Source organism: Achromobacter sp. Root565, from assembly GCF_001427425.1.
Lineage (GTDB): Bacteria > Pseudomonadota > Gammaproteobacteria > Burkholderiales > Burkholderiaceae_B > Achromobacter > Achromobacter spanius_D.
In genome coordinates this window covers 3,272,507-3,296,620 of record NZ_LMGO01000001.1, presented here as the reverse complement: position 1 = coordinate 3,296,620, position 24,114 = coordinate 3,272,507, and the positions used below count along the sequence as shown (strand labels likewise).

The window sequence follows — 24,114 nt, the reverse complement described above, 5'->3', positions numbered from 1 at the left end:
CGGGCTCAGCCGCCAGGCCAGGCGCGCGCCAGCAGCAGCGGCAGCACTTTCTCGGCCGCGCCCCGGATGCAGTGACTGGCCACGCGATCCAGCGTCGTGGGATTGGGATTGATCTGCACGAGCTGCGCGCCGCGCCCCACTGCCTCGTAGCAAAGTTCGGCCACCGCGGACGTCTGGCACGACGTGCCGGCCGTCAACACCAGATCGGCGTTGGCAGCCAGTCCCTTGGCGACGCGCCAGACGGGGGGCGCGGGCGCCTCGCCGTGCCACAGCCGTCCCGGACGTACCAGATTGCCGCAGATGCGGCAGGCGGGCGGCGCGGGATACGGGCCATGCCGCGCAGGCTTTTCCGGCGGGGCGCTCAGCGTGTGGGACATGCCGCAGCTCGAACATCGCGGCTGGTCGAACCGGCCATGCAGATGCAGGATGCGCGGGCTGCCCGCCTGTTCATGCAGCGTGTCGCCGTTCTGCGTCACCACAAACGTGCCAGGCACGTGCTCGGCCAGCGTGGCGATGGCGCGGTGCGCCGCGTTGGGTGTGGCCAGCAGCGCCCGGCGCCGCCGCTCCTCATGCCAGGCCCACACCAGCGACGGATCGTTTTGAAAGCCCGCGGCCGACGCCAGCGCCGCGGCGTCGTAGCGCGCCCACAGGCCGCGCATGCCATCGCGGCTTTGCGGCAGGCGGCTGGCGGGGTTCAGGCCCGATCCCGTCAGCACGACGATCAGGCGCGCCGCGCGCAGCGTCTGCACCAGGGAATCGGAAATATCGAGGGTGAGAAGTTTCATGCGAACCGCCCGCCACTGCAAAAGAGGCCGCAAAATCCGGCGCGATCAAGGCTGCAGATAATCAAATCGAACAAACCAGGCATGTCGCTTCCAATTACTGAAACAGCCTGGATTATGAAACCGCATTTGGACATTTGAGGGTTGAATTAATCGGAACAGATTTCAGCCGATTACGCGGTTATTCGCCGGATAATGTCCGGATCCTTCTTTTGCTATTCTTGGCCTCCGCAAATCGCGTCCGGCCTCTATACGCACCATGCAAAAAACCGGCGACCGCCTGTTGTTTTCCGCTTCCGACCTGGTCGGTTTCCTGGAATGCGAGCATCTGACCACGTTGGATCTGCTCAACCTCGAATCGCCGCTGCCGGCCGGGCAAGAGGACGAACAGCTCGAACTGATCCAGCAGAAAGGGCTGGACCACGAGCGCGCGTATCTCGAGCGCCTGCGTGCCGGCGGCCGGCACATCGTGGACGTGAGTGACGCGGGCGGCGGGCTGGCGGCGCGCATGGCCCGCACGCGGGAGGCCATGGCAGAGGGTGCCGACGTCATCTATCAGGCGGCGTTTCGGCATGGCCAATACATCGGCCATGCCGATTTCCTGCTGAAGACCGGGCGGCCTTCGCGCCTGGGCGATTACAGCTACGAGGCCAGCGACACCAAGCTGGCGCGGTCGGCGCGCGCCAAGTTCGCCATCCAGCTCTCGTTCTATTCCTGGCTCCTGGGCCTGGAACAGGGCGCGGCGCCGCTGCACATGCACGTGGTGCTGGGCAGCGGCCGCGAGGTGTCGCTGCGCGTGGCCGACTATGCCCATTACTTCCGCCAGGTCATGCGCCGCTTCGAGGCGCACGTCGATCAGCGGGACGCTGCGTCAACGTATCCCGACCCCTGTGAGAAATGCGCCCAGTGCCGCTGGGATCCGCTGTGCAAGACGCGCCGCGCGGACGACGATCACCTGTCGCTGGTCGCCAACATCACGCGGCAGCAGATCCGCAAGCTGAACGGCCAGGGCATCCGCACGCTGGAACAACTGGGTACGCTGCCGCCCGATGCGGCGGTCGCACGTCTGGAACCCGCCATCCTCTCCAAGCTGCGGTCGCAGGCGGCGCTGCAGCTGCGCGCCCGGACCGACGGCGGCCGCCATTGGGACCGCATCGCCAAGGACCCGGACGACACCTCGCTGCGCGGCTTCGAACGCATGCCGCAGCCGGACGCGGGCGATATGTTCTTCGACATGGAAGGCGATCCGCTGGAGGAAGGCGGGCTGGAATACCTGTTTGGCCTGTATGTCATCGACGACGGCCAGGAACGCTTCGTGCCGTTCTGGGCGCACAACCGCGGCGAAGAGAAGCTGGCCTTCGAGGCCTTCATCGACTACGTCGTGGCGCGCCTGCACCGCCATCCCGATGCGCACATCTACCACTACGCGCCCTACGAGGCGACGGCGATCAAGAAGCTGATGTCCGTACACGCCACGCGCGAGGCCGAGGTCGACAACCTGCTGCGCATGAACAAGCTGGTGGATCTGTACCAGGTCGTGCGCGAAGGCGTGCGCGTGTCCGAGCCGGGGTACTCGATCAAGAACATCGAACACTTCTACCTGCCGCAGCGCGCGGGCGGCGTGACCAATGCCGGCGCCAGCATCGTCTACTACGAACGCTGGAAGCGCACCGGCGAGGCGCAATTGCTGCAGGACATCGCCGACTACAACCGCGACGACGTGCTGTCCACGTACAAGCTGCGCGAATGGCTATGCGCGCTGCGTCCCGACGGCATGCCCTGGGCGAACCGCCGCGACACGCAGCAGCAGATCGATGCCGCCCGGTTCCAGGTCGGCGAAAAGACCGCGGCCGAACTGCGCCTGGAACCGTACCGCGCCGCGCTGCTTGGCTCCCTGCCCGCCGACGAGCTGGACTGGTCCGAGCGCGATCGCTATCGCGCGCTGGTATACCAGTTGCTGGACTTTCATCGCCGCGAACAGAAGCCGGAATGGTGGGCCATGTTTGCCCGCATGGAGGCCACCGAGGCCGAACTGGTGGAAGACAACGAATGCCTGGCCGGACTCGCGCGTGACGACACCGTGGCGCCGGAACCGGTGGCGCAGTCGCTGCGCTACACCTACCGTTTCCCGCCGCAGCAGACCAAGTTGCGCACCGGGTCGGCCTGTACGGACGTGCGCGGCGGGCCGGCGATCAGCCGGCTGACGGTGGATCCTACGGCGGGCGTCGCCACCTTCACCATGTCGCGCAAGGCGACGCCGCCGCAGCGCCTGTCGCTCGGGCCGGGCAAGCCGGTCAGCATCGACGAGCTGGCCAACGCCATGTTCCGCTACGGCGACGCGCTGCTCGCGTCGGACGATGGCGCCAGCACGCCGTTCCGCGCGGTGGACGCGCTGCTCAAGCACGAGCCGCCGCGCATCGGCGGCGTGCCGCCCGGCACCGCGCTGGCCGACCCGGGCGCGAAGCTGCTGGATCAGGTCGTGGACATCGTCGGCCGCATGGACGGGACCACCCTCTTCCTGCAAGGGCCGCCCGGCGCCGGCAAGACCTACACCGGCTCGCGCGTGCTGGTGAACCTGCTGCGTCAAGGCAAGCGCATCGCGGTCACGTCCAACAGCCATCACGCCATCAACAACCTGCTTTCTGGCCTGGAAACGGCGGCGCGCGAGGCGGGCCTGGCGTTCACCGGCGCCAAGAAGTCGGGCAAGGAGGGTGACGACTCCTGTTTCAACGGCAACTTCATTGAAGACGTCTTTGCCAACGACAAAATCGATCTGTCGCGCCACCAACTGGTGGCGGGCACGGCGTGGCTTTTCAGCCGGGCCGATTTCCAGCAGCAGTTCGACTACCTGTTCGTGGACGAGGCCGGTCAGGTCAGCCTGGCGAACCTGGTCGCGCTGGGCCAATGCGCGCGCAACATCGTGCTGCTGGGCGACCAGATGCAGCTTGGCCAGCCGACCAAGGGCACGCATCCCGGCCGCTCGGGCGAATCCACGCTGGAATACCTCTTGAACGGCCACGCCACCATCGCGGCCGATCGCGGCATCTTCCTGGACACCTCGTACCGGATGCACCCGGCGATCTGCGGCTTCATTTCCGACGCCATCTACGACGGCCGGCTGCGCGCGGCGGAATCGGCGGCGGGTCAGGGCCTGGTGCTGGGCGCGGATGCCGCCGACGCGCTGGCCGCCAGCGGCATCCGGTACGTGCCGGTCGTGCACGAGGGCAACGCGCAGTCCAGCGACGAAGAGGCGCGCGAAGTGGCCGCGCTATACGCCAGCCTGATGCGGCAGCGCTATCTGGACAAGCACGGGCGCGCGGTGCCGATGACGCCCGACGACGTGTTGGTGGTGTCGCCCTACAACGTGCAGGTCAACACGCTGCGGCAGGCGCTGCCCGAGGGCGCGCGCGTGGGTACCGTCGACAAGTTCCAGGGCCAGGAGGCGCAGGTGGTGATCATTTCCATGGCCACCTCCAGCGGCGAGACCATGCCGCGCGACATGGAATTCCTGTTCAGCAGGAACCGCCTGAACGTGGCGGTATCGCGGGCCAAGGCGCTGGCGATCCTGGTCGCCAGCCCCGCCCTGCTGTCGGTGCGCTGCCAGACGCCGGAGCAGATGGCGCTGGTCAACACGCTGTGCTGGGTCGCCGAAGCCGGTCAGAACGAATAGCGCGCGGTCAGCGTGACGCATGGCAACACGGGGACGGAAGGCGGACGCAGCGAACCGGATAGAAAATTCCGGCCCGCCGCGCCCGCAGACGATGCCGTCAGCCTCGGCGGGGCGCTTCGGCGGGCGGTGTGCCGTTGTGGAACAGGGACTTGAGCTGCGAGCGCAGTTCGGGCGAGTCAGCGTGCTTGTGCACCGTGGTGGCGTGCTGCACCGCGGCTTCGAGCAGTTCCTCGTCCGAGTCCGCGGACAAGGCCACCGAGCAGTTCATCTCGCTCGGATACTCGCGGCAATCGATGTACTTGCGTGTCATGGGGCTCTCCCCGCGCATGCCTGCAAAGGCATTGCGTGCTTGAACAGCCGGCGCGCCAGGCGCAACACACCGGCGCGATGGCGCGTCGCATCGCGGCCGGTGTTTTCAAAGTATAGGTCTGCGGCGCGCGCCGCAGACGTCTTATTTCGCGGGGTCGCGCCGGATGTGGCCTATGCCGGCGCGGTATCGGCGGCGGCGTCGCCGTGCGATACCGGACGGCCCAGCAGATACCCCTGAAAGTGCGAGCAGCCCTCCGCCGTCAGACGTTCCAATTGCGCCGGTGTTTCCACACCTTCGGCCGTCGTGGGGATGTCCAGGCTGCGGCCGATGCCGTTGATGGCGCGGATGATGGCCAGCGCCTCGCGGCTGGATTCGACGTCTTGCGTGAACGACTTGTCGATCTTGATCTTGTCGAACTCGAAGGTGCGCAGGTAGCCGAGCGACGAGTAACCGGTCCCGAAATCGTCCAGCGCCACCTTGACGCCCAGTTCCTTCAAGCGGTGCAGCGTTGCCAGGTTGCCCGAGGAATTGGCGAGCAGCACCGATTCGGTGATCTCCAGTTCCAGACGGCTCGCGGGCAGGCCGGACTTGGCCAGCGCGGACTCCACCAGCGACACCAGCGCGCCGTTGGTGAACTGGCTGGCCGACAGATTGACCGCCACGGTTTCATGGTCGTTCCAGCGCATGGCTTCGACGCAGGCCTCGTGCAGCGTGAAGGCGCCCAGTTCGTGGATCAGGCCGGTTTCTTCCGCGATGGGGATGAAGTCCTGCGGCATGATGAGCCCCTTCTTTGGATGCTGCCAGCGCATCAGTGCCTCGCGCCCCACGATGCGCACGTGGCTCACGTCCGTGATGGGCTGGTAATAGAGCTGCAGCTGATGCGAGATGATCGCCTGGCGCAGATCCATCTCGACCTCGTGGCGCCGCAGCGCGGCGGCTTCCATTTCCGGCTCGAAGAACGCGAGGCAGTTGCGGCCGTTGCGCTTGGCCTCGTACAGCGCCATGTCGGCGTAGCGCAGCAGGTGGTCGGCCGACAGGGCCTGCGATTCGGATATGGCGATGCCGATGCTCACGCTGACGGGCACGGTGTGCCCGGCGATCTCGAAGGGTTGGCGCACCGCTTCGATCAGGCGCTCGGCCAGCTTGCGCACGTCGTCCTGTTCGGCGATGTTGGGCAGCACGATGGCGAATTCGTCGCCGCCCAGCCGCGCCAGCGTGTCCTGTTCGCGCAGGTGCTTGGGCAGGCGCTTGGCCAGGAGGCGCAGCAGTTCGTCGCCGGACTGATGGCCCAGCGTGTCGTTCACGCACTTGAAGTTGTCCAGGTCCAGGCATAGCACCGCGGTCGAGCGGTCGCAGCTTGCGCCCAGCGCGCTCAGCAGCCGGTCGCGGAACAGGCGGCGGTTGGGCATGCCCGTCAGCGTGTCGTGGTGCGCCATGTAGCGCACTTGCGCGTGCGCGGCATTCTCGTCCGTGACGTCGTCCGCGATCAGCAGCACGTAGCGCGAGCGCGGGTCGTTGCTGTGAAACGCCAGCGTCTTGGTGTGCAGCGTGCGCGGGCCGCGCGCGGTGGCCAGTTCCTCTTCCTCTTCGCGCATGGCGCCGTCCGAGCGCAGCGCGTCGTTGGTCAGGCGGTCGAAGAACGCGCACACCAGGTCGGGCAGGCAATCCTTCGCGGTCTTGCCCTCCAGGCCGCCTGGCTTGCCGCCAAAGGTTTCCTCGGCCTGCCGGTTGGCCAGCAGGAACTTGCGCGACACGGCATCCAGCACCAGCACGCAGGACGGAATGTGCGACACCACCGCCTGCAGGAAGGACGACATGGACGTGAGCTCGCTGTTGTAGTGGTCGGCCAATTGTTTGGCCCTCAACAATTGCTGCTCGCGTTCGCGGCGTTCGGTGTTGTCGCGCGTGACCTTGGCAAAGCCGATCAGCGCGCCCGAGTCGTCGTGGATGGCGTCGATGACGACGTGCGCCCAGAACAGCGAGCCGTCCTTGCGCACACGCCAGCCTTCGGCTTCAAACTTGCCGGTTTCGCGCGCGGTGGCCAGGCCGCGCTGGGGCACGTCGCGCGCCTGGTCTTCCTCGGTGTAGAAGCAGGAAAAGTGCCGGCCGACGATTTCGGCAGCGGTGTAGCCCTTGGCGCGCTGCGCGCCGGCGTTCCAGTTGGCGACGATGCCATCCGGGTTGAGCATGTAGATGGCGTAGTCGACGACGCCTTGCACCAGGTGGCGGTACATGACGTCGGAATTGGCGAGGATCATTGGAGGCGGCGGGCTCGCGCTCCGGCCGCGTTGGGACAACGCGCCTGCGCGGATGTGCCCTGAAGAACTAGGGGTTATACGGATTTACGTCGTGAAGCCGGCAATATTTACCTTACTGTCACGAAAAAGACCAATCTATCGAATCGTGTCGCACAAACTCAATTAATTGCATCGGCCCGCGATCAAAATTTGACGCGTTGCTTCAATGCCTGCGCGATCATCGGGACGTCGATGTCCTTGCCCGGATTCTTCAGGCAGAAGTCGTGCAGCACCGCGATGTAGGCATTGCCCAGCAGCTTGGTGATGGCGCCAGCGGTGGTCGCGGCGATGGTGCCGCCGACGGCGCTACCGGCGCCCGGAATGAACTTGAGCATGCCCGAGACGACCGAGCGGCCGATGAGCGTGGCGGCCGACGCGCCCAGCGTGGACGTCACCAGCGTGGTGATCGCGGTGGTGTTCAGTTCCATGCCGAAGGTGATGCCGATCTTGGCGATCATGCCGACCTGGATCGGCACCAGCGCAAAGGCGTCGGAGAATGGAATGGGCGCGGCGGCGGCCGAGGCGGCCAGACCGGCGGCCACGTTCACCTCGATCTCAGCCCGCTTTTTTTTTACTTCCAGGGCTTTCTTGTTGCGGGTGGACAGCGCGTTGGCGTAGGCGCGTTGCTGCGCCTCGGGCACGTGTTCGGCTGTCACCTCGATCAGGCGGTCCAGCCCCATGGGCGGCAATTCGGCGTCCAGCTCCTCGATCCATTCGGGCAGCGCGCGCACCGCCACGACCTGCCTGGCGCGCGGCAACAGCTTGCGCGCGTCTTCGACGAAAGGACTGTTCTTGCGCGCCTTGGTCAGCACCGCGACGACCGGGATGCCGGCCTTGTCCAGCATGTCGCACAGTTCGATTTCCGCGTCTTCGACACGATGGCTGCTGTCCTGAATGCACAGCCACGCCACGTGCAGGTGCCGGTCCTGATCGTCCGACGCCGAGCGTTCCTGGATCAGTTCGGCAAGCTGCGCGCGCGATTGCTCGTAGTCGCCGACTTCCAGGCCGCGCGTGTCGATGATCGTGAGCGGATGGCCGGGCCGGGTGAATTCCTGGGTGGTCTGGGTGACGGGCTTGCCCGCGCCCGTGCGGGCCAGATCGCCGCGGAACACGGCGTTGAGCAGCGTGCTCTTGCCGACGCCTGTCTTGCCGGCGACCAGGATGTTGACGCGGCCGGCGCCCCGCGTGGCGGTGCTGATGGCATCCGCGATGGCGTCCTGCAGGTCGGGGTGGTCGGGGCGGATGGCGCTCATTGAGGGGACTTGGAAAGCGGGGAAGGATGCCGGAACGATATCAGACGACGACTTCTTTGGCGCAAAACGTAATCGGCGGCCAACGGGTCGTACGTTCGGGGGACGCCATCGGCACGAGGCCGGCCGATGTGCCGCATCGGCATCCTCGCGGGGGAATCGCCTTTTTTCCGCCGCGTGAAAGAAGGGGCCGTAGCGGACGCTGCCGCCCGCAAATTTGGGGGCAGATTGACTGAATCTTCAAAGGGTTACATCTCACATAATCCCCTCGCGTTTTCCCAGAGGGCGCTGCGTAGAATCAGGCTGTTGTAAGGCTACGCCGCGGTACTCGCGCAACCATCATGCACCGTCTTGCGCTCGTCCCCCGCTTGCTGCGCTCGCGCCCCGTGACCAAAGGGCTGCGCTACTTGTATCGCTACACGCGGTCCAGGGAGGACCGTCACAACGAAACGCTTTGGCCCTTCGTGACCGTGCGCCGCGACGGCCCGGAGCGGCTGACCGGTTGCGATGTGCATGGCGTGCGGGGTCCGGCGACCCTCCCGCTGGATGAATTACCGCGAGGCATCGGCGGCGATGCGCACCTGATCCTCAGCGGCCCCTCCGTCGCGCAGATTGATTACACCCAATGCCGGATGCGCTCAGTGATGGGCGTAAATGGCTCGATTGCCCTGCGCGCCCGTCATCCGGCGCTGCGGTTTGATTACTACGCCATGCTCGACGCGGGGTTTGTGAAGAAACGCCGCGACCTGGTGGCCGAGGTGCTGGCGCAGGATCTGATCCTGTTTGTGACGCCCGAGGTGTACCGCTGGATTGCGCTGCTGTTCAACGACCGGGCGGTGCGCTGCCGCATCGCACTGTTCGAGGAAGTGCACCAGCGCGCGCAGCGGCCGCGCGCGCAACCGCAGGCGCTTGAGTCGCAACTGCGCGCTGACGAGGAACTGGTGCTGTTCGATGCGCATCATCCGATGCACGCCCACGGCTTCAGTCTGAATGCCGCCCGCGGCCTGTTTGGCGGCGGGACGGTGGCTTACACGGCTTTGCAGCTGCTGGCGTGGCTGGGCGCAAAGACGGTCTACCTGCATGGCCTGGATCTGACGGCCACCGCGGGCCCGCGTTTTTATGAAAGCGCCGGCGCGCAGTTGCCTACCGCGCTGGACCGCCAGTTTGCGGGACACATCGAACCCGCGTTCCGGCAGGCCGGCAAGCTACTGCGGGCGCGGGGCGTCCAGGTCTACAACCTGTCGCTGCTGAGCCGGCTGGGCGACGACGTATTTGAAAAACGGCATTGGAGTTGTTTGCTTGAAGCTCCCTCCCTGCAACCGCCGACGAGACCCGAATCATGAAGATCCTCTATACCAATTTCCACCAGGGCGATGGCGGCGGCCACACGACGTACGTGATGTCGCTGGCGCGTATCCTGTGCCAGAAATCGCAGGTCATGGTCGGCGCGCCGCGCAAGAGCCGGCTGCTGGCCGAAGCCGAGGCCCTGCCCGGCCTGCGCACCGTTGACCTCGAATTCAAGGGCAGCCTGTTCGAACAGCTTGCCGCGCTGCGCCGCCTGCGCCACCTGGTGCGCCAGGAACAGTTCGACGTCATCCACGTCAACGGTTCCGCGGATCACCGGCTGTGCATGCTGGCCACCATGGGCATGGGACGTAAGCGCCCGTTCATCGTGTATACGCAGCACAACGACCGCGACGCCAACAGCCTGGGCGTGCGCGTGCGGGCCAAGTGGGGCACCAACCGTGTCATCTGCGTGTGCAGCCACACGTTCCGGCGCATGCGGCAATCGGTGTTCCGCAACGAAGATCTGCGCGTGGTGCACAACGGCGTGGACACCCAGAAGTACCGTCCGGCCTGCCGCACGGAAACCGTCAACGCGCGCACGCGCTTTCTGCCGCCCGCGCTGCGCGACCGGCTGGTGATCGGCAGCAATGCCGGCACGGCGGACTACAAGAGCTGGATCGACATGGTGGCGGCCGTGTCCCTGCTGCCCGCCGGGCAGCGCGAGCAGGTCGCCATCCTGATCGCGGGCGCGATGCCGGGCGACGACATGCTCAACCAGGTTGCCGGATTGGGCATGCAGGATCAGGTGGTCTTCACCGGCATGCTCGACAACGTCGAGCCGGTGCTGGCGGCACTGGATGTGGGGTTTGTGCTGTCGTCGCGGCTGGAGACGATTTCGTTCGCGTGCCGCGAGATGATGGCCGCGGGCAAGCCGGTCATCGTGACGAGCGTGGGCGGTCTGACGGAAAACGTCACCGAAGGCCGCAATGGCTGGATCGTGCCGCCCGGGTCCCCGGAATCGGTGGCCCGGACGCTGTCGGAAATTCTGGCGAACCGCGGCGTGCTGCACGCCATGGGCGTGGATGCGCGCAGCACGGCGCTCAAGGAGTTCTCGCTGGCGACCTTCGTCGGCAATACCGAACGCGTCTACCGTGAGAACGCCTACGTCAGTAGTGGATCACCGTCCGGATCGACTTACCTTCATGCATCAGATCGAAGGCTTCGTTGATACGGTCCAGCGGCAGCGTGTGGGTGACGAAGGGGTCCAGATCGATCTTGCCGCTCATCGCGTCTTCGACCATGCCCGGCAGTTGCGTGCGGCCCTTGACGCCGCCGAACGCTGAACCGCGCCACACGCGGCCCGTCACCAGCTGGAACGGACGCGTGCTGATTTCCTGACCGGCGCCGGCCACGCCGATGATGATGCTCTCGCCCCAACCCTTGTGGCAGCATTCCAGCGCGGCGCGCATCACGTGCACGTTGCCGATGCATTCGAACGAGAAGTCCACGCCGCCGTCGGTCAGTTCGACGATGACTTCCTGGATGGGCTTGTCGTAGTCCTTGGGATTGATGCAGTCGGTCGCGCCCATGGCGCTGGCCAGCACGAACTTGTTCGGGTTGGTGTCGACGGCGATGATGCGGCCGGCCTTGGCTTGCACCGCGCCCTGGATGACCGCCAGGCCGATGCCGCCCAGCCCGAACACCGCGACGGTGTCGCCTTCCTTGACCTTGGCGGTGTTGTGCACCGCGCCGATGCCGGTCGTCACGCCGCAGCCCAGCAGGCAGACCTTTTCATGCGGGGCCGCCGGGTTGATCTTGGCCAGCGAGATTTCGTTGACCACGGTGTACTCGCTGAACGTCGAGCAGCCCATGTAGTGATACAGCGGCTTGCCTTCGTAGCTGAAGCGCGACGTGCCGTCCGGCATGACGCCCTTGCCCTGCGTGGCGCGCACTTTCTGGCACAGGTTGGTCTTGCCCGACAGGCAGAACTTGCACTCGCGGCATTCGGCCGTGTAGAGCGGAATGACGTGATCGCCGGGTTTCAGCGAGGTCACGCCTTCGCCCACTTCCACCACCACGCCCGCGCCTTCGTGACCCAGTACGGCGGGGAACAGGCCTTCGGGATCGTCGCCGCTCAGCGTGAAGGCGTCCGTGTGGCAGACGCCCGTGTGCGTGATCTGCACCAGCACTTCGCCGCGCTGCGGGGGCGCGACGTCGATTTCAACGATTTCCAGGGGCTTGCCGGGGCCGAATGCGACTGCTGCGCGTGATTTCATAGCGATGCTCCACGTAGATGGGTTTATTTCAGATAGGAACGGACGATGCGCATGAGGTCATCGATCTGCGATTCGGTCTCGGGCCTGGGGTCCGGCGGACTTTTCTGAGCAGACTGCAGGAACGTTTCCCGCAGATGACTCTCCAGCACTTCGGCCATCAGGCCGTTCGTGGCGCCGCGCAGCGCCGCGAGCTGCTGCAGCAGCGCGCCGCATTCCGTGCCTTCGTTCACCGCGCGTTCCAATGCTAACGCCTGCCCTTGAATGCGGCGCAAGCGGGTGACAACGCGTTTCTTTTCGTCTGGGGAGTGCGGCACGGCAGGCTCCGATTCGATACAGGGGGGGAGTATACGGATTCCGGGGCGGCGCGTCCAGGGCACCTATAATTTCGCCTGTCTTCCGCCCGATCCTAAAGGACGCATCCGTGACCATGACCCCCTCCGACGTGCGGCTGTACCGGGCCGCGGACTATCCCCGCATGCCGTGGCGCAATGGCGGGGGCACGACCCAGGAAGTTGCCTGCAACCCCGGCGGCAATACGGCGTCGTTCGGCTGGCGTCTTTCGCTGGCCGATGTGGCGCAAGATGGCGGCTTTTCTGCCTTTGGCGGCTACCAGCGCATCATCACCGTGCTGGAAGGCCACGGCATCGAACTGACGGTGGACGGGCAGCGCCAGCCGCCGCTGGCGCCGCGCACGGCGTATGCGTTTTCCGGCGACGCGCAGGTGGCGTGCCGTCTGCTCGACGGCCCGATCCGCGACTTCAATCTGATCTACGCGCCCGGCCGGTGGCACGCCCGCCTGCAATGGGTGCGCGGCGCGCAGTCCTGGGTGTTTCACAGCAGCGCGTCGAGCGTGCTGGTGTTCAATGCCGGTGACGGTCTGACGGTTGAGCTGGACGGCGCGCAGCATCGGCTGGCCTCGCGCTACGATTGCCTGCACGCCGAAGGGCGGGACTGGCTTGGCCAGTATCGTCTTAGCGCGGAACACGGCATCGACGCGTGTGTCATTGAACTGTCGCCGCGCGCGGTCTGATGCGCGCCGCGCGGCTGTAAACAACGCGTCAGCGCCACCAAAGCCAAGACAACAGCGCATCAACGGCGCTTCGAAAAAGGGGTGTGCATGCGGATCTGCATGATGGAAGGCCCGGCGGGGCTGATGCCGGAAGGCGCGAACTGGGAAGGCATCGCCGGTCGCATCGACGAATTGGCGCCTGACCTGCTGGTCACCAACGAGATGCCGTTCGGCCCCTGGCTGGCGGCGTCGCCGTCCTATGACGCCGCGCTGGCCGCCGAGTCGGTGCGCATCCACGAGGTGGGTCTTGCCGCGTTGGCGGCGCTGAACGTGCCTGCCATCGTGTCTTCACGCCCTGTGTCCGCCGGCGAGCGGCTTGCCAATGAAGCCTTCGCGTTGCAGGACGGGCGCTATGCGGCGCTGCATCACAAACAGTATTTTCCGCAGGAACCGGGCTTTTTCGAGGCGGCCTGGTTTCACAGTGCGCGGGACGGGTTCGAGGTCGCCGACGTGGGCGGCATTCGCGTCGGCGTGCTGCTGTGCACCGAGCTGATGTTCAACGAACGCGCGCGCCGCTATGGCCGCGATGGGGCCGAGCTGATCGTCGTGCCGCGCGCCAGCGGCGCGTCGCGCGGCCGTTGGCTGACCGCCGGCGCCATGGCCGCGCTGGTGTCCGGCTGCTATGTGGTCAGCTCGAACCGTGCCGGGCGCACGCCCGAGGGACAGGTGTTCGGCGGCGTGGCGTTTGCGTTCCAGCCGGGGGGCGAGCCGCTGGCGCAAAGCACCGATACGGAGTCCATCGTGGCGTTCGACGTGGACCCCGCCCGGTCGCGGGCGCAGCAGGCGCTGTATCCCTGCTACGTGAAGGAATAGTCCCGGGACGGGCGCCAGGAACAGCGCCCGCGCCCGGGCATGCCGCCATCAGGCCGGCAACAGCGCCGGCTGGCCGTAGGCGGGCACCGCCTGCTGCGCGGCGCCTTGTCCCTGCGCCGGCAGTCGGAATGCGCTGACCGCCGACTGCAGCCGCTGGGCCTGCGTTTCCAGCGACGACGCGGCCGCCGCCGCTTCCTCGACCAGCGCCGCGTTCTGCTGCGTCACCTGGTCCATCTGCGTGACGGCGGTATTGACCTGGTCGATGCCGGTCACCTGCTCGTTGGACGCGGTGGCGATGTCGTTCACCAGCATCGTCAGCCGTTCGATGGTCTCCAGGATCTCGGTCATCGTCAGGCCCGCGGCTTCGACCTGCGCCGAGCCGGCCTGCACCGTGGCGCCGGAGGCATCGAGCAATTGCTTGATCTCCTTGGCGGCGCTGGCGCTGCGCTGGGCCAGCGACCGGACCTCGGCGGCCACCACGGCAAAGCCCTTGCCTTCCTCGCCTGCGCGGGCCGCTTCCACCGCCGCGTTCAGGGCCAGGATGTTGGTCTGGAACGCAATCCCGTCGATCACGCCAACGATGTCCTCGATGCGGCTGGAATCCTGCGCGATCTCGCGCATCGTGCTGACCGCAGCCTGCACGGCGTCGCCGCCGCGCTGCACCACCTCGGACGCGGTGCTGGCCATTTCGTTGGCCAGCCGGGCGTTTTCGGCATTGCTGGTCACGGTGGACAGCAGTTGCTCCATGCTGGCCGCGGTTTCCTCCAGCGACGCCGCCTGTTGTTCGGTACGGCTGGACAGGTCCTGGTTGCCCGCCGCGATCTCGCTGGAGCCCGTGTTGATTTCGACCACGCCGTCGCGCACGGCATGCACGGTGCGCACCAGGCTGGCCTGCATTTCCTGAAGGAAGGGGATTATCTGGCCCACGCAGTTCTTGCCGAACGACGGAATCGGCGTGGTCAGGTCGCCGCCCGAGATGCGCTGGAAATGGCCCTTGATCGAATCCAGCGGACGTTTGACGAAATACACGACGTAGCGGTCGCCAAGGATCAGCAGCAGCAGGCAGATGCCCAGCACCACGCCCATGCCGACGTAGGCCTGGCTGCGGTTCGCGTCGGCGTCGGCCCAGAGCTGGATTTCGCGTGCCTTGGCGTACGCCTCGTATTCCTCCATGCTTTTGCCGAAACTGCGGCTGGCTGTGACGACCGGCCCGGCCGCCTGGGCGCGGGCCTTGTCCACCGCTCCCGCTTCCAGATGCTGGCGCTGCACGGTAATGCCCTCCGCCAGCGCATCAAAGCCGGAACGCATGGCGTCCAGCAGCGCCGCCGGCGCGTCGCGGCGGGCCAGCTCGATGAACTGCGCCTGCTGCTTTCTGGCTTCGGCCAGCGCCGTGTCGATGCTGCGCCCTTCTGCCGCGGCCTGATCCTTCTGGCCCTCGGCCACATATTCCAGCTGGCGCGACAGCCGCAGCCGGGCGCGCATGATCTGGTCGTTGACGCGGGAAAGCGCGGACACCTCGTGCAGGAGTTCGTTGCTGGCTGCGAGCGCTTCGCCGGCGCTGCGCAGCCCATGGACGCTGATGGCCGACAAGCCGGCGATGAAGAGGCTGATCACGAGCAAGGTGCCCAGGATCATGCGGCGGATGGTGATGTCTTTCAGAAACTGTGTCATGCGCGTCGTCCCAAAGGTGCAGCAAGCCTGCATAAGGACAACGGCCCCGCCAGAACCATATTTAGCGGATGTTGCACATCTTACGAATATGACGTCCGTGCGGTTGAATATATCGACATGAACGGCAACAGTGTTGCGTGATTACGTTGTCATTGGACCGCCGGCGCGTCAGCGCGACGCCGGCGTCTGTACCGGTTCACTCGCGTCGAACCGCAGGCGGGCAAAGCTGGCGATGCAGGCCAGCCCGGCGCACAGGCCGCCCAGCCACAGGGCGGCGATGGCGCCGTGCGTGGTCGACACGTTGAAACACGCGGCGACCATGGCCGCGCCCGTGGCCTGTCCCAAGAGGCGCACCGTGCCGATCATGCCGCTGGCGCCGCCCGCGCGCGACGCCGGGGCGGAGGTCATGATGGCCCGCAGGTTGGGCGACTGGAAAAAGCCAAAGCCCGCGCCGCAGATCGCCATGCGCCACGAAATGTCCAGCACCGACGGGTCGGCCGGCATCAGCGCCAGCAACGCCATGCCCAGCGCCAGAAGGGCAAGCCCCACGCCGCCCAGCATGCCTGCGGGATAACTGTCGGACAGCCGCCCCGCGATCGGCGCCATGAAGGCCACGACGACGGGCCATGGCGTGATGAGAAAGCCGGTCTGGACCTGGCTGTAGCCCAGCACCGACTGGAACAGGAACGGCAGCGACACGAAGGCCAGCGCCTGGGCGGCGAACGCGCACACCGCGGTGGCTGCGGACAACGCAAACAAGGGGCGGCGCAGCAGGTCCACCGCCAGGATGGGTGCGGGGTGGCCGGCCTGGCGCCGCATCAGCAGCCAGAGGCTGGCGGCCGCCAGACCGCCTTCCAGCGCCACGCGCGGCCACGGCGCGCCGTGCGCAAGTTCATTGGTCGCCAGGACAAGCAGCCCCAGCGCCATGGCGCACAGCAGCGCGGCCAAGCCGTCGAACCCGTGGCCGGAGCGCGTGGTGTCGGGCAGGCCGCGCAGGGCCAGCACCGCCGCCAGGATGCCGATGGGGAAATTGACGAGAAACAGCCAGTGCCAGGACCCGAGCAGCAGGATGGCCGACGCCACGGTCGGCCCGCCGGCAAACGACAGTCCGACCACCATGGCGTTCAAGCCCAGTCCGCGGCCCAGCATGTGCGAGGGGTAGATGAAGCGCAGCAGCGCGCCGTTCACGCTCATCACCCCGGCCGCGCCCAGCCCCTGCAGGATGCGCGTGGCCACCAGCACGGGCAGGGAAGGCGCCAGGCCGCTTGCCAGCGAGGCCAGCGTGAACACCGCGAGCCCGACGATGTAGACGCGCCGGTGTCCCAGGATCTCGCCCAGCGCGGCCGCCGGCAGCAGGCCCGCCACCATCGCCAACTGATAACCGCTGATCACCCAGATCGAACCCGCCTCGCTGGCCTGCAGGTCGCGCGCGATGGTCGGCAACGCGGTATTGGCGATGGCCGTGTCCAGACTGGCCATGCAGACCGCCAGCATGACGGCGATGAGAGCGCCCAGGCGTTCGGCGGCGGGCAGGCCGACGCCGGCCGGATAGACGGTACTACGGGAGAACGAGAGCATGAATGGGCTGCGCTGCGAGGGGCGTCCGGGCAAAGCGTCCGGAGTCGTAGGGTCAGATTCTAATGCGGTCTGCCTGCTTGAACCCCGAGCGTGCCGTGATTATCGGTTTGGATAATCCCCGCGCAATTGTCACGTAATGAAACTGCTCAGAAAATTCAATCACAACAATATGTACAACGAAATTTCGGGTCGTCGCAGAGGAGACATCAATTACTGCAGTGCGATATTCCGGGCTGATTCGTTAATAATCGTAATAAATACCCCCTGAATAAGAAACTATTTGGTGCCGCATACCAATATTTGGACGTACGATTATCCGCAGCAAGATTGATGGTGCAACCGTATACCGTGGAGGCATTTTTCATGAAACGCTCGACCATTCGCGCAGCGACTTTGTGTTTGTTTATCGGTGGTGCGGCGCCCGGCATTGCGCTCGCTCAGACGGCCACCGCCAATTTCAACGTCACGCTCACCATTACCGCCAATTGCGTCATTTCCGCGACTGACCTCAATTTCGGCAGCCAGGGCGTGCTGAATACCGCGGTCACCGGCAATACCAATCTTTCCGTTACTTGCAGCAATACCACGCCGTATACCGTTGGCCTTAATGCGGGTACGGGCACGGGTTCGACGGAAACGCAACGGTTCATGAGCGGCGCCGGCGCCAATACCGCGACGGTGGCTTACCAGCTCTACAAACCGGGCAGCACAACGGTCGTGTGGGGCGACGCCGACGTGGCGGCCCGGGTAGGCGGCACCGGCACCGGCGCCGCGCAGCCCATCCAGGTGAACGGCGTCGTGCCCGCGCAGACCACGCCCGCGCCTGGCACCTACTCTTCCACGGTCACCGCGACGGTCTACTTCTAAGGGAGCCGCCCGATGCGGATGTTTTTACGGGCGCTGCTCGCGGCCTGCCTGGCGGGCTGTGGCGGCGCAGCGGTGGCGGCTGCCCTGCAGATTTCTCCGGTGCTGGTCGAGCTTGCGCCCACGCAAGGGGCAAGCGGCATCATGCTGCGCAATCCGGGTTCCACGCCGATCTATGGCCAGGTGCGCATCTACGGCTGGGAACAGGCGGATGGCGATGACGTGTTGTCGCCCACAGAGGTCATCCAGGCCAGTCCGCCCATCATCCAGGTGCCGCCGGGCGGCGAGCAACTGGTGCGGCTGGTGCGCGTGTCCAAGGACGCGCCGCCGCTGCAGCAGGGCTTTCGGCTGATCATCGACGAGATTCCGGATCCGTCATCGCCCGGCGTGAACGGCGTGGTGCTGCGCCTGCGCTATTCGGTGCCGGTGTTCGTGGCGGGCATGACGCCGTCTCCCGAGCCCGAACTTGCGTGGCGCGTGGAACGGTCAGGCGGCGACTGGGTGGTGCGGCTGTCCAATAGCGGCAGCCGCTATGCGCAGGTGGCCGCGCTGCAAATCCTGAATGCGGCAGGCAAGCCGGTGGCCGAGATGGAGGGGCTGCTGGGCTATGCGCTGGCCAACAGTGCGCGCCAATGGAACATCCCGGGTAAGCAGGGCGCAGCCGGGCCGGTGAAGATCAGGGCAATGATCAACGGCGACATGGTCACCGTCAGTCCGCGTTGACAGCATGACCGCGTTCCGGTGCGCCGCATGGTCCGCCGGCAACCACAGAAGGGCAGTCTATGGCATTGCGCGCTACCCGTCACCGCGGGCAACGCGCCTTGGGTCTCGCACTCTTCCTGCTGGGTGCGCCGGCCCTGGCGGCGGATACGCCCGATCAACTGGTCTCGTTCGGCAGCATCGCCGAGCGCGACGTGTACCTGGAGGTCAGCATCAACGGCGTGAACACATCCCAGCTGCTGCGCTTTCACGACACGCACGGGCGCCTGTCCGTCAGCGGCGCCGCGCTGCGATCGCTGGGCGTGGACCTGTCCGCGATCGGCATGCCCGATACGCGCGAAGTCAGCCTGGATGCCGTGGCGGGCTTGCGCTACGTGTACAACCCGGCGGCGCAGACGGTGGACCTGGTGCTGCCCGACTCCCTGCGCATGCCGTACGAGGTGAACACGCGCGGCCTGCCCGCCACGCCGCTCGCGACGGCCGGGCGCGGCGTGGTGGTGAACTACGACGCTTATGCGCAGACCGACTACGAGTACGGGCTGTCGCTGTATTCCGAACAGCGCTACTTCGATTCGAACGGCGTGTTCAGCAATTCCGGCACGGCGTATCTGGGCGGGCGCGGTGATGAATACGTGCGCTACGACACGTTCTGGACGCGATCGGACCAGGAGACCCTGCGCACGCTGCGCCTGGGCGACACCATCACCTCGTCGCTGAACTGGTCGCGGTCGGTGCGCGTGGCCGGCGTTCAATGGGGCCGCAACTTTGCACTGCGCCCGGACCTGGTCACGTTTCCGGTGTCGTCGCTGAGCGCGTCGTCGGTCGTGCCGTCGTCGGTATCCCTGTTCGTCAATGGCGTGCAGCAGTATTCGGGCAACGTGCCGCCCGGGCCGTTCGTGGTCAACCAGATACCGGGCATCACCGGCGCGGGCCAGGCCACGCTGATCACGCGCGACGCGCTGGGCCGCACGGTCAGCACGTCGGTGCCGTTGTACATCGACCCGCGGATGCTGGCGGCGGGGCTGTCCAGCTGGTCGGTCGAGGCGGGCTTTGTGCGCCGCCAGTTCAGCGTGCGCTCGTTCGACTACGACAGCAAGCCGGTGCTGACCGCGTCGGGCCGCTATGGTTACACAGACGACTTGACCCTGGAGGCGCACACCGAGGCCGGCCCGGGGCTGTATAACGCAGGCGCCGGCGCGATGGTGAAGCTGGGGCAGCTGGGCGTGCTGAGCGGCTCGCTTTCCGGCAGCGCGGGCGACTTCAGCGGCGGACAGGTGAGCCTGGGCTACCAGTACGTGCGGCCGGAATTCAGCGTGGATACGCAGGCCACACGCCTGATCGGCAACTATGGCGACCTGGGCTCGCGCGAGGACGCGCCGGTGCCGCGCCAGACCGAGCGCGTGACGGTGTCGATGCCGCTGGGCCGCTCGCAAAGCGTGGCGCTCAGCTACATCGGCTACCGCATGCCGAACGTGCCGATGGCAAAGGTGGGGTCGGCCTCGTACACGGCCAACCTGCACAGCCGCGTGGTCCTGACGCTGAGCGCGTACAAGGATTTTTCGCAATCGAATTCGGAAGGCGTGTTCCTGGGCCTGGCGGTGATGCTGGGCGAGCGCGCGCAGGCCGGCGTGTCGATCGGCCGCCAAGCCGGCGAGGACACCTACAGCGTCAGCGCGCAGAGCAGCGTGCCTTACGAGGGCGGCTGGGGGTGGGCGGTGCAGAATGGCCGCAGCGGCGGCATGCAGCTCAACCAGGGCCAGCTCCAGTATCTGGGCCAGTACGGGCTGGTGAGCGGGCTGGTGCAGGACTACGGCGGCAGGACGCAGGCGTCGGTGCAGGCGTCCGGGTCGCTGGTGATGATGGACGGCACCGTGATCCCGTCGCGCCGCATCAACGACAGCTTCGCGCTGGTCTCCACCGAGGGTACGGCCGATGTCGCGGTGCTGCACGAAAACCGCCGGCTGGGCCGCACCAATGGCAGCGGCCACCTGCTGGTGCCGGACCTGAATGCCTACCAGACCAACCGCATCTCCATCGACCCGGAAGACCTGCCCGTGGACGTGCGGCTGGACTCGACGCGGGCGGTCGTCGTGCCGCAGTCCGGCGCCGGCGTGCTGACCACGTTCAAGGTGGAAAAGTACGACGCGGCCTCGGTGATTCTGACCCTGCCGGACGGGGCCTTCGTGCCGGTCGGGGCGGAGGTCGCCCACATCGAGAGCGGCAAGCGCACGGTGGTGGGCTACGACGGCCTGACGTTCGTGGAGGACGTGGGGGCCACCAACCGGTTGCGGGTGCGCGGGGGCGGCGTGTCGTGCGAGGCCGTGTTCGATTACGCGCGCTCGGATGCCGATCCGCTACCGACGCTGGGACCGATCGTGTGCGAGCCATTCAAACGAGAGCAACCATGAGGATCGCACTGCTGCTGGCCGCCCTGTGCGCATGCGCGGGGTACGCGGGAACCGCGCAGGCAAACACCTGCGCGCTGTCGGCGGGCACGACCGCCACGCTGGACTTCGGTACGGTCAACCCCTTGCTGCCGGGGGACACGGTGGCGGACGGAACGGTCGCCGTGACCTGCAATTTCTCGCTGCTCGCCATCGGCGCGCGCCTGTGCTTCAGTCTGGGCGTGGGCAATACCAGTCCGTCCATCGCGGCGCGCGCCCTGGGCGCGGGCACGAACCGCATGAACTACAACCTGTACACGGACGCGGCGCGGACCCAGATTTGGGGCGCGGCGACCGCCGGGCAACCCACGTCGCAGACGATGACCGGCCCGCTGCTGGGGGGCGGCAACGTGTCGACCACCTTCCGGTTCTACGGCAAGCTTCCGGGCGGGCAGTCCACCGTGAGAACCGTGAACAACGCCAACACGGTCTACAGCGAAACCTATGCCACGACTGGCACGCTGGACGTGCTGTTCGGCCTGCTGTCGGGCCTGTCGAATTGCCCGCTGGCGGCGCCGACCCAGCGCATCACGATACCCCTGGTGGTGCGCACGACCGTGCAGAAGAACTGCACCATCAACGCGACGGACATGGCGTTTCCCCCGCGCGGCGTGCTGAACGCCGCGGTCACGGCCAACAGCCAGATCACCGTCCGATGCACCAACGCCAACGCCTTCTCGGTGGCCTTGAACGGCGGCTCGGTCGCCGGCAACGTGCTGGCGCGCAAGATGAAGCACACGACCGCCGCCGACACGGTGAATTATCAGCTTTACCAGGACGCGGCCTACGGCACCGTCTGGGGCGATGCCTCGGGCGGCGGGCCGCGGGCGGGCGTGGGCACGGGCGCCAACCAGACCTTCACGGTGTATGGCCGCGTGCCTGCGCAGACGACGCCCCGGCCCGGCACTTACCGCGACGTCGTCACCGCCACGATCACGTTCTGATCGCGCGGCGTTGCGGCCACGCCCGGTCAGGCATTCACGCGCCGCATCAGGACTCGACAGGCGCCGCTCGCGGCTTGACCGGCCAGAACAGCGCTGCCGGGCGCCGCAGGATCCGGCGGCGCACGCCAGCGGTCAACGACATGCGATCGTCGCGGCCCATCCCGCGCGACGCCAGCGCCACGTTGAAGGCCAGCGCGAAACTGACGATGACGTTCAGCGCGCCCGTCGCCGCGGTGCCCGCCACGGCCAGCCAGAACACCTGCGTATGCACGAGTTCCCAGCCCAGCGTTGCAACTGCGGCCGCGATCTGTCCGGCGCTGAGCGACACATGGCGCACCTCCAGCTCCGATCCCAGCGCGCTGACTAGTGCCGGCAGCAGGCCCAGCATCAGTCCCAGCGACACGTTGGCGGCGATCTGCGAGACGTTGCGCCGCCAGAAGCCCGCCCAACGCACGGCGCCGCGCGCCCCGAGAAGGTGGCGGGTGCGCCGGCCGTACGCCATGACGTCGTGCACGCGATGCAGCGCGAACCAGTTGTCGGCCCAACCGGCGATCAGGCTGGACACCCAGATCAATGCGCCGGTCACCGCGGCATACAGCGGGGTCGGTCCCCAGAACGACAGCGATTGCAGCGTGTCATGCGCCTTGTCGGCATCGATGAGCGGCTGCTCCAGGAACCGCATTGCCAGCCATTGAATCGCCCAGGCCAGCGGAAACACCACGGCCAGGTTGCCCGCGATCGCGGCGGCGTTCGAGCGCAACATCGCCAGCGTGTCGTCCACGAATGCCTCGCGCCCGTCGGGCGAGTAGGCCGCGTCCAGCCGGCGGGCCAGCGCCGGTCCCGTCATGGCCGGCTGCTTGGTCGCAAGCGTGAAATGCGCGAACTGGATCACGAGAAAACTGCCGGCGTAGTTCAGCGCGTTCAGCAGGCCTTCCACCCACTTGTCCAGGTGGGCCGACGTGATGATGAACTTCACATAGACCGTGAACGCCACGACAAAGCCGCCGCCCATGGATGCCTTGACCATGTCCATGTATTCCAGCGTGTCGCGCGCGATGTAGTGTTCGCCGGTCTCGGCGCTGCGGTCCATCACGCGCCGCGCCAGTTGGGCGAGCGACGACGCCGCCAAGTGCCGGATGCTGCCGCGCGCCAGCGTGCAGCGGATCAGCTCGGCGATCAGGAACGCGTACCGGTGGCGCTGCGTCGGATCGATCCACACGCCCAGCAGCAGCTCGATGCGCGCCAGGCGCAGCTTCATGCACTCGATCTGGTAGACCACGTCGACCGCGACGCCATTGCGCTTGAGTTCCTCGTAGACGGCGTCACCCGCCGCGCGACAGTCGTCCAACAAGGCGCGCAGCACGTTCAGGCGCTGGCCCACCACCTCGCGCGGTGTGTCCGGCGTGCTGTCGAACAGTTCTGCTGCCGTGGCCTCCAGCGTGAAGAACGGCGACTCGTCCACGTGGCCCGGCACACGGGAGCGGATGTCCTGGCTAAGCCCGACGGCGCGTACCTGGCTGACGAGCACCTGCATGCTGCTGGTCAGCGCTTGATCCAGCCGCTGGGCAAGCGCGTCCGGCGTGGGGGCAGGCAACGCATCGGCTGCCTGCGCCAAGCTGTGCGCTTCCAGACGCAGCAACGCGCGCACGCGCGCCAGCGTCTCGTCGTCCAGCGACTCGATCCATTGCGCGTCGCCCGCGCGGCGAAACAGCAGCGTGAAGAGGCCCGACATATCGCCCTGATTGACGGTCGGCGGCAGCATCCAGGCCACGATGCGGCGCCAGAACTCACCCCAGAATCCAGGGCGCGAGGCGACGCCGGTATCGCACAGGAGGGCGGTGGGGTCGTTGTCCACCAGCACCGAGCGCAGCGTGGCCGCCGTGCGGGCCGCCACAGTGGGATTGCGTTCCAGCACCTGCAGCAGGTAGCGCAGGCGGGCATGGCGCGGGTCGCGCCCGTCGTCCTGCGCCGGTTCGCCGTCCGGCCGGTTCAGCCAGCGGCCAAGATCGACCAGCCACAGATTGCGTTCGGCCAGTGGGGCTTGGGGATCGGCAGAGGACAGGATGACGTCGAGCTGCGGCCCGCCACGCCGCCAGGCCCGCCAGTTGCGCCACAAAGAGGTAAGCATGGTCGGACCTC

18 protein-coding genes are annotated in these 24,114 nt (G+C 66.8%); 9 read left to right on the top strand and 9 right to left on the bottom strand.

The window, feature by feature from the left end; genetic code table 11:
* Window positions 1-5: 5 nt before the first annotated feature.
* Window positions 6-785, bottom strand: coding sequence for a Sir2 family NAD-dependent protein deacetylase (locus ASD71_RS14770; protein ID WP_056565219.1), 780 nt, complete (start codon window positions 783-785; stop codon window positions 6-8).
* Window positions 786-1,041: 256 nt separating this feature from the next.
* Between ASD71_RS14770 and ASD71_RS14765 the strand changes: the two genes are divergently transcribed.
* Window positions 1,042-4,452, top strand: a complete 3,411-nt coding sequence (locus ASD71_RS14765) for a TM0106 family RecB-like putative nuclease (RefSeq protein WP_056565216.1) — start codon at window positions 1,042-1,044, stop codon at window positions 4,450-4,452.
* A 97-nt stretch (window positions 4,453-4,549) separates the two neighbouring features.
* On the opposite strand, the gene ASD71_RS14760 is transcribed toward ASD71_RS14765, so the two are convergent.
* The 3 genes from ASD71_RS14760 to ASD71_RS14750 form a co-directional block, all read right to left on the bottom strand.
* Window positions 4,550-4,762: a DUF1059 domain-containing protein gene (locus tag ASD71_RS14760; RefSeq protein WP_056565214.1), complete on the bottom strand. Its 213-nt coding sequence runs from the start codon at window positions 4,760-4,762 to the stop codon at window positions 4,550-4,552.
* Window positions 4,763-4,932: 170 nt separating this feature from the next.
* Window positions 4,933-7,020 carry a bifunctional diguanylate cyclase/phosphodiesterase gene (locus tag ASD71_RS14755; protein ID WP_056565211.1) on the bottom strand — a complete coding sequence of 696 codons (2,088 nt, stop codon included), beginning with the start codon at window positions 7,018-7,020 and terminating at the stop codon, window positions 4,933-4,935.
* A gap of 182 nt (window positions 7,021-7,202) precedes the next feature.
* Complete coding sequence (locus tag ASD71_RS14750; RefSeq protein WP_056565208.1) at window positions 7,203-8,312, bottom strand: YcjF family protein; 1,110 nt, start codon at window positions 8,310-8,312, stop codon at window positions 7,203-7,205.
* Between the two features lie 338 nt (window positions 8,313-8,650).
* Between ASD71_RS14750 and ASD71_RS14745 the strand changes: the two genes are divergently transcribed.
* Window positions 8,651-9,652: a hypothetical protein gene (locus ASD71_RS14745; protein ID WP_056565203.1), complete on the top strand. Its 1,002-nt coding sequence runs from the start codon at window positions 8,651-8,653 to the stop codon at window positions 9,650-9,652.
* Window positions 9,649-10,824: a glycosyltransferase family 4 protein gene (locus ASD71_RS14740; protein WP_082578897.1), complete on the top strand. Its 1,176-nt coding sequence runs from the start codon at window positions 9,649-9,651 to the stop codon at window positions 10,822-10,824. The genes ASD71_RS14745 and ASD71_RS14740 overlap by 4 nt, the downstream gene beginning before the upstream one ends.
* Here the strand turns inward: ASD71_RS14740 and ASD71_RS14735 are convergent.
* Together ASD71_RS14735 and ASD71_RS14730 are read right to left on the bottom strand one after the other, a co-directional pair.
* The gene (locus tag ASD71_RS14735) at window positions 10,763-11,872 is read right to left on the bottom strand and encodes an S-(hydroxymethyl)glutathione dehydrogenase/class III alcohol dehydrogenase (RefSeq protein WP_056319378.1); all 1,110 of its coding nucleotides are present in this window, start codon (window positions 11,870-11,872) and stop codon (window positions 10,763-10,765) included. The two genes, ASD71_RS14740 and ASD71_RS14735, sit on opposite strands and share 62 nt — an antisense overlap.
* Window positions 11,873-11,895: 23 nt before the next feature.
* Window positions 11,896-12,186 (bottom strand): metal-sensing transcriptional repressor, encoded by a 291-nt coding sequence (locus tag ASD71_RS14730; protein ID WP_056565201.1) that lies wholly within the window; start codon window positions 12,184-12,186, stop codon window positions 11,896-11,898.
* Window positions 12,187-12,299: 113 nt separating this feature from the next.
* Between ASD71_RS14730 and ASD71_RS14725 the strand changes: the two genes are divergently transcribed.
* Window positions 12,300-12,902, top strand: coding sequence for a HutD family protein (locus ASD71_RS14725; protein WP_056565198.1), 603 nt, complete (start codon window positions 12,300-12,302; stop codon window positions 12,900-12,902).
* An 87-nt stretch (window positions 12,903-12,989) separates the two neighbouring features.
* A complete protein-coding gene (locus ASD71_RS14720) occupies window positions 12,990-13,754 on the top strand; it encodes a carbon-nitrogen hydrolase family protein (RefSeq protein WP_056565195.1) in 765 nt (254 codons plus the stop codon).
* 48 nt (window positions 13,755-13,802) lie between these two features.
* Here ASD71_RS14720 and ASD71_RS14715 read toward each other — a convergent pair whose 3' ends face one another.
* The gene (locus tag ASD71_RS14715; RefSeq protein ID WP_056565192.1) at window positions 13,803-15,425 is read right to left on the bottom strand and encodes a methyl-accepting chemotaxis protein; all 1,623 of its coding nucleotides are present in this window, start codon (window positions 15,423-15,425) and stop codon (window positions 13,803-13,805) included.
* A 168-nt stretch (window positions 15,426-15,593) separates the two neighbouring features.
* Window positions 15,594-17,003 (bottom strand): MFS transporter, encoded by a 1,410-nt coding sequence (locus ASD71_RS14710; RefSeq protein ID WP_056565189.1) that lies wholly within the window; start codon window positions 17,001-17,003, stop codon window positions 15,594-15,596.
* Between the two features lie 363 nt (window positions 17,004-17,366).
* On the opposite strand from ASD71_RS14710, the gene ASD71_RS14705 reads away from it, so the two are divergent.
* The 4 genes from ASD71_RS14705 to ASD71_RS14690 all read left to right on the top strand — a co-directional run bounded on the left by ASD71_RS14705 (window position 17,367) and on the right by ASD71_RS14690 (window position 21,975).
* A complete protein-coding gene (locus ASD71_RS14705; protein WP_056566931.1) occupies window positions 17,367-17,870 on the top strand; it encodes a spore coat U domain-containing protein in 504 nt (167 codons plus the stop codon).
* 12 nt (window positions 17,871-17,882) lie between these two features.
* Entirely contained in the window at window positions 17,883-18,590 is a 708-nt protein-coding gene (locus ASD71_RS14700; protein ID WP_056565186.1) for a molecular chaperone, read from the top strand.
* Window positions 18,591-18,688: 98 nt separating this feature from the next.
* A complete protein-coding gene (locus ASD71_RS14695) occupies window positions 18,689-20,995 on the top strand; it encodes a fimbria/pilus outer membrane usher protein (RefSeq protein WP_235512133.1) in 2,307 nt (768 codons plus the stop codon).
* On the top strand, window positions 20,992-21,975 hold the full coding sequence (locus ASD71_RS14690) for a spore coat U domain-containing protein (RefSeq protein ID WP_056565183.1): 984 nt from the start codon (window positions 20,992-20,994) through the stop codon (window positions 21,973-21,975). Before ASD71_RS14695 ends, ASD71_RS14690 begins: the two co-directional genes overlap by 4 nt.
* A gap of 46 nt (window positions 21,976-22,021) precedes the next feature.
* On the opposite strand, the gene ASD71_RS14685 is transcribed toward ASD71_RS14690, so the two are convergent.
* Entirely contained in the window at window positions 22,022-24,103 is a 2,082-nt protein-coding gene (locus ASD71_RS14685) for a site-specific recombinase (RefSeq protein WP_056565180.1), read from the bottom strand.
* Between the last annotated feature and the right edge of the window lie 11 nt (window positions 24,104-24,114).

Bases quoted from the DNA above. Each gene is read 5' to 3' on its own strand.
- ASD71_RS14770 (WP_056565219.1), bottom strand. From the start codon at position 785: ATGAAACTTCTCACCCTCGATATTTCCGATTCCCTGGTGCAGACGCTG.
- ASD71_RS14765 (WP_056565216.1), top strand. From the start codon at position 1,042: ATGCAAAAAACCGGCGACCGCCTGTTGTTTTCCGCTTCCGACCTGGTC.
- ASD71_RS14760 (WP_056565214.1), bottom strand. From the start codon at position 4,762: ATGACACGCAAGTACATCGATTGCCGCGAGTATCCGAGCGAGATGAAC.
- ASD71_RS14755 (WP_056565211.1), bottom strand. From the start codon at position 7,020: ATGATCCTCGCCAATTCCGACGTCATGTACCGCCACCTGGTGCAAGGC.
- ASD71_RS14750 (WP_056565208.1), bottom strand. From the start codon at position 8,312: ATGAGCGCCATCCGCCCCGACCACCCCGACCTGCAGGACGCCATCGCG.
- ASD71_RS14745 (WP_056565203.1), top strand. From the start codon at position 8,651: ATGCACCGTCTTGCGCTCGTCCCCCGCTTGCTGCGCTCGCGCCCCGTG.
- ASD71_RS14740 (WP_082578897.1), top strand. From the start codon at position 9,649: ATGAAGATCCTCTATACCAATTTCCACCAGGGCGATGGCGGCGGCCAC.
- ASD71_RS14735 (WP_056319378.1), bottom strand. From the start codon at position 11,872: ATGAAATCACGCGCAGCAGTCGCATTCGGCCCCGGCAAGCCCCTGGAA.
- ASD71_RS14725 (WP_056565198.1), top strand. From the start codon at position 12,300: ATGACCCCCTCCGACGTGCGGCTGTACCGGGCCGCGGACTATCCCCGC.
- ASD71_RS14720 (WP_056565195.1), top strand. From the start codon at position 12,990: ATGCGGATCTGCATGATGGAAGGCCCGGCGGGGCTGATGCCGGAAGGC.
- ASD71_RS14715 (WP_056565192.1), bottom strand. From the start codon at position 15,425: ATGACACAGTTTCTGAAAGACATCACCATCCGCCGCATGATCCTGGGC.
- ASD71_RS14710 (WP_056565189.1), bottom strand. From the start codon at position 17,003: ATGCTCTCGTTCTCCCGTAGTACCGTCTATCCGGCCGGCGTCGGCCTG.
- ASD71_RS14705 (WP_056566931.1), top strand. From the start codon at position 17,367: ATGAAACGCTCGACCATTCGCGCAGCGACTTTGTGTTTGTTTATCGGT.
- ASD71_RS14700 (WP_056565186.1), top strand. From the start codon at position 17,883: ATGCGGATGTTTTTACGGGCGCTGCTCGCGGCCTGCCTGGCGGGCTGT.
- ASD71_RS14690 (WP_056565183.1), top strand. From the start codon at position 20,992: ATGAGGATCGCACTGCTGCTGGCCGCCCTGTGCGCATGCGCGGGGTAC.
- ASD71_RS14685 (WP_056565180.1), bottom strand. From the start codon at position 24,103: ATGCTTACCTCTTTGTGGCGCAACTGGCGGGCCTGGCGGCGTGGCGGG.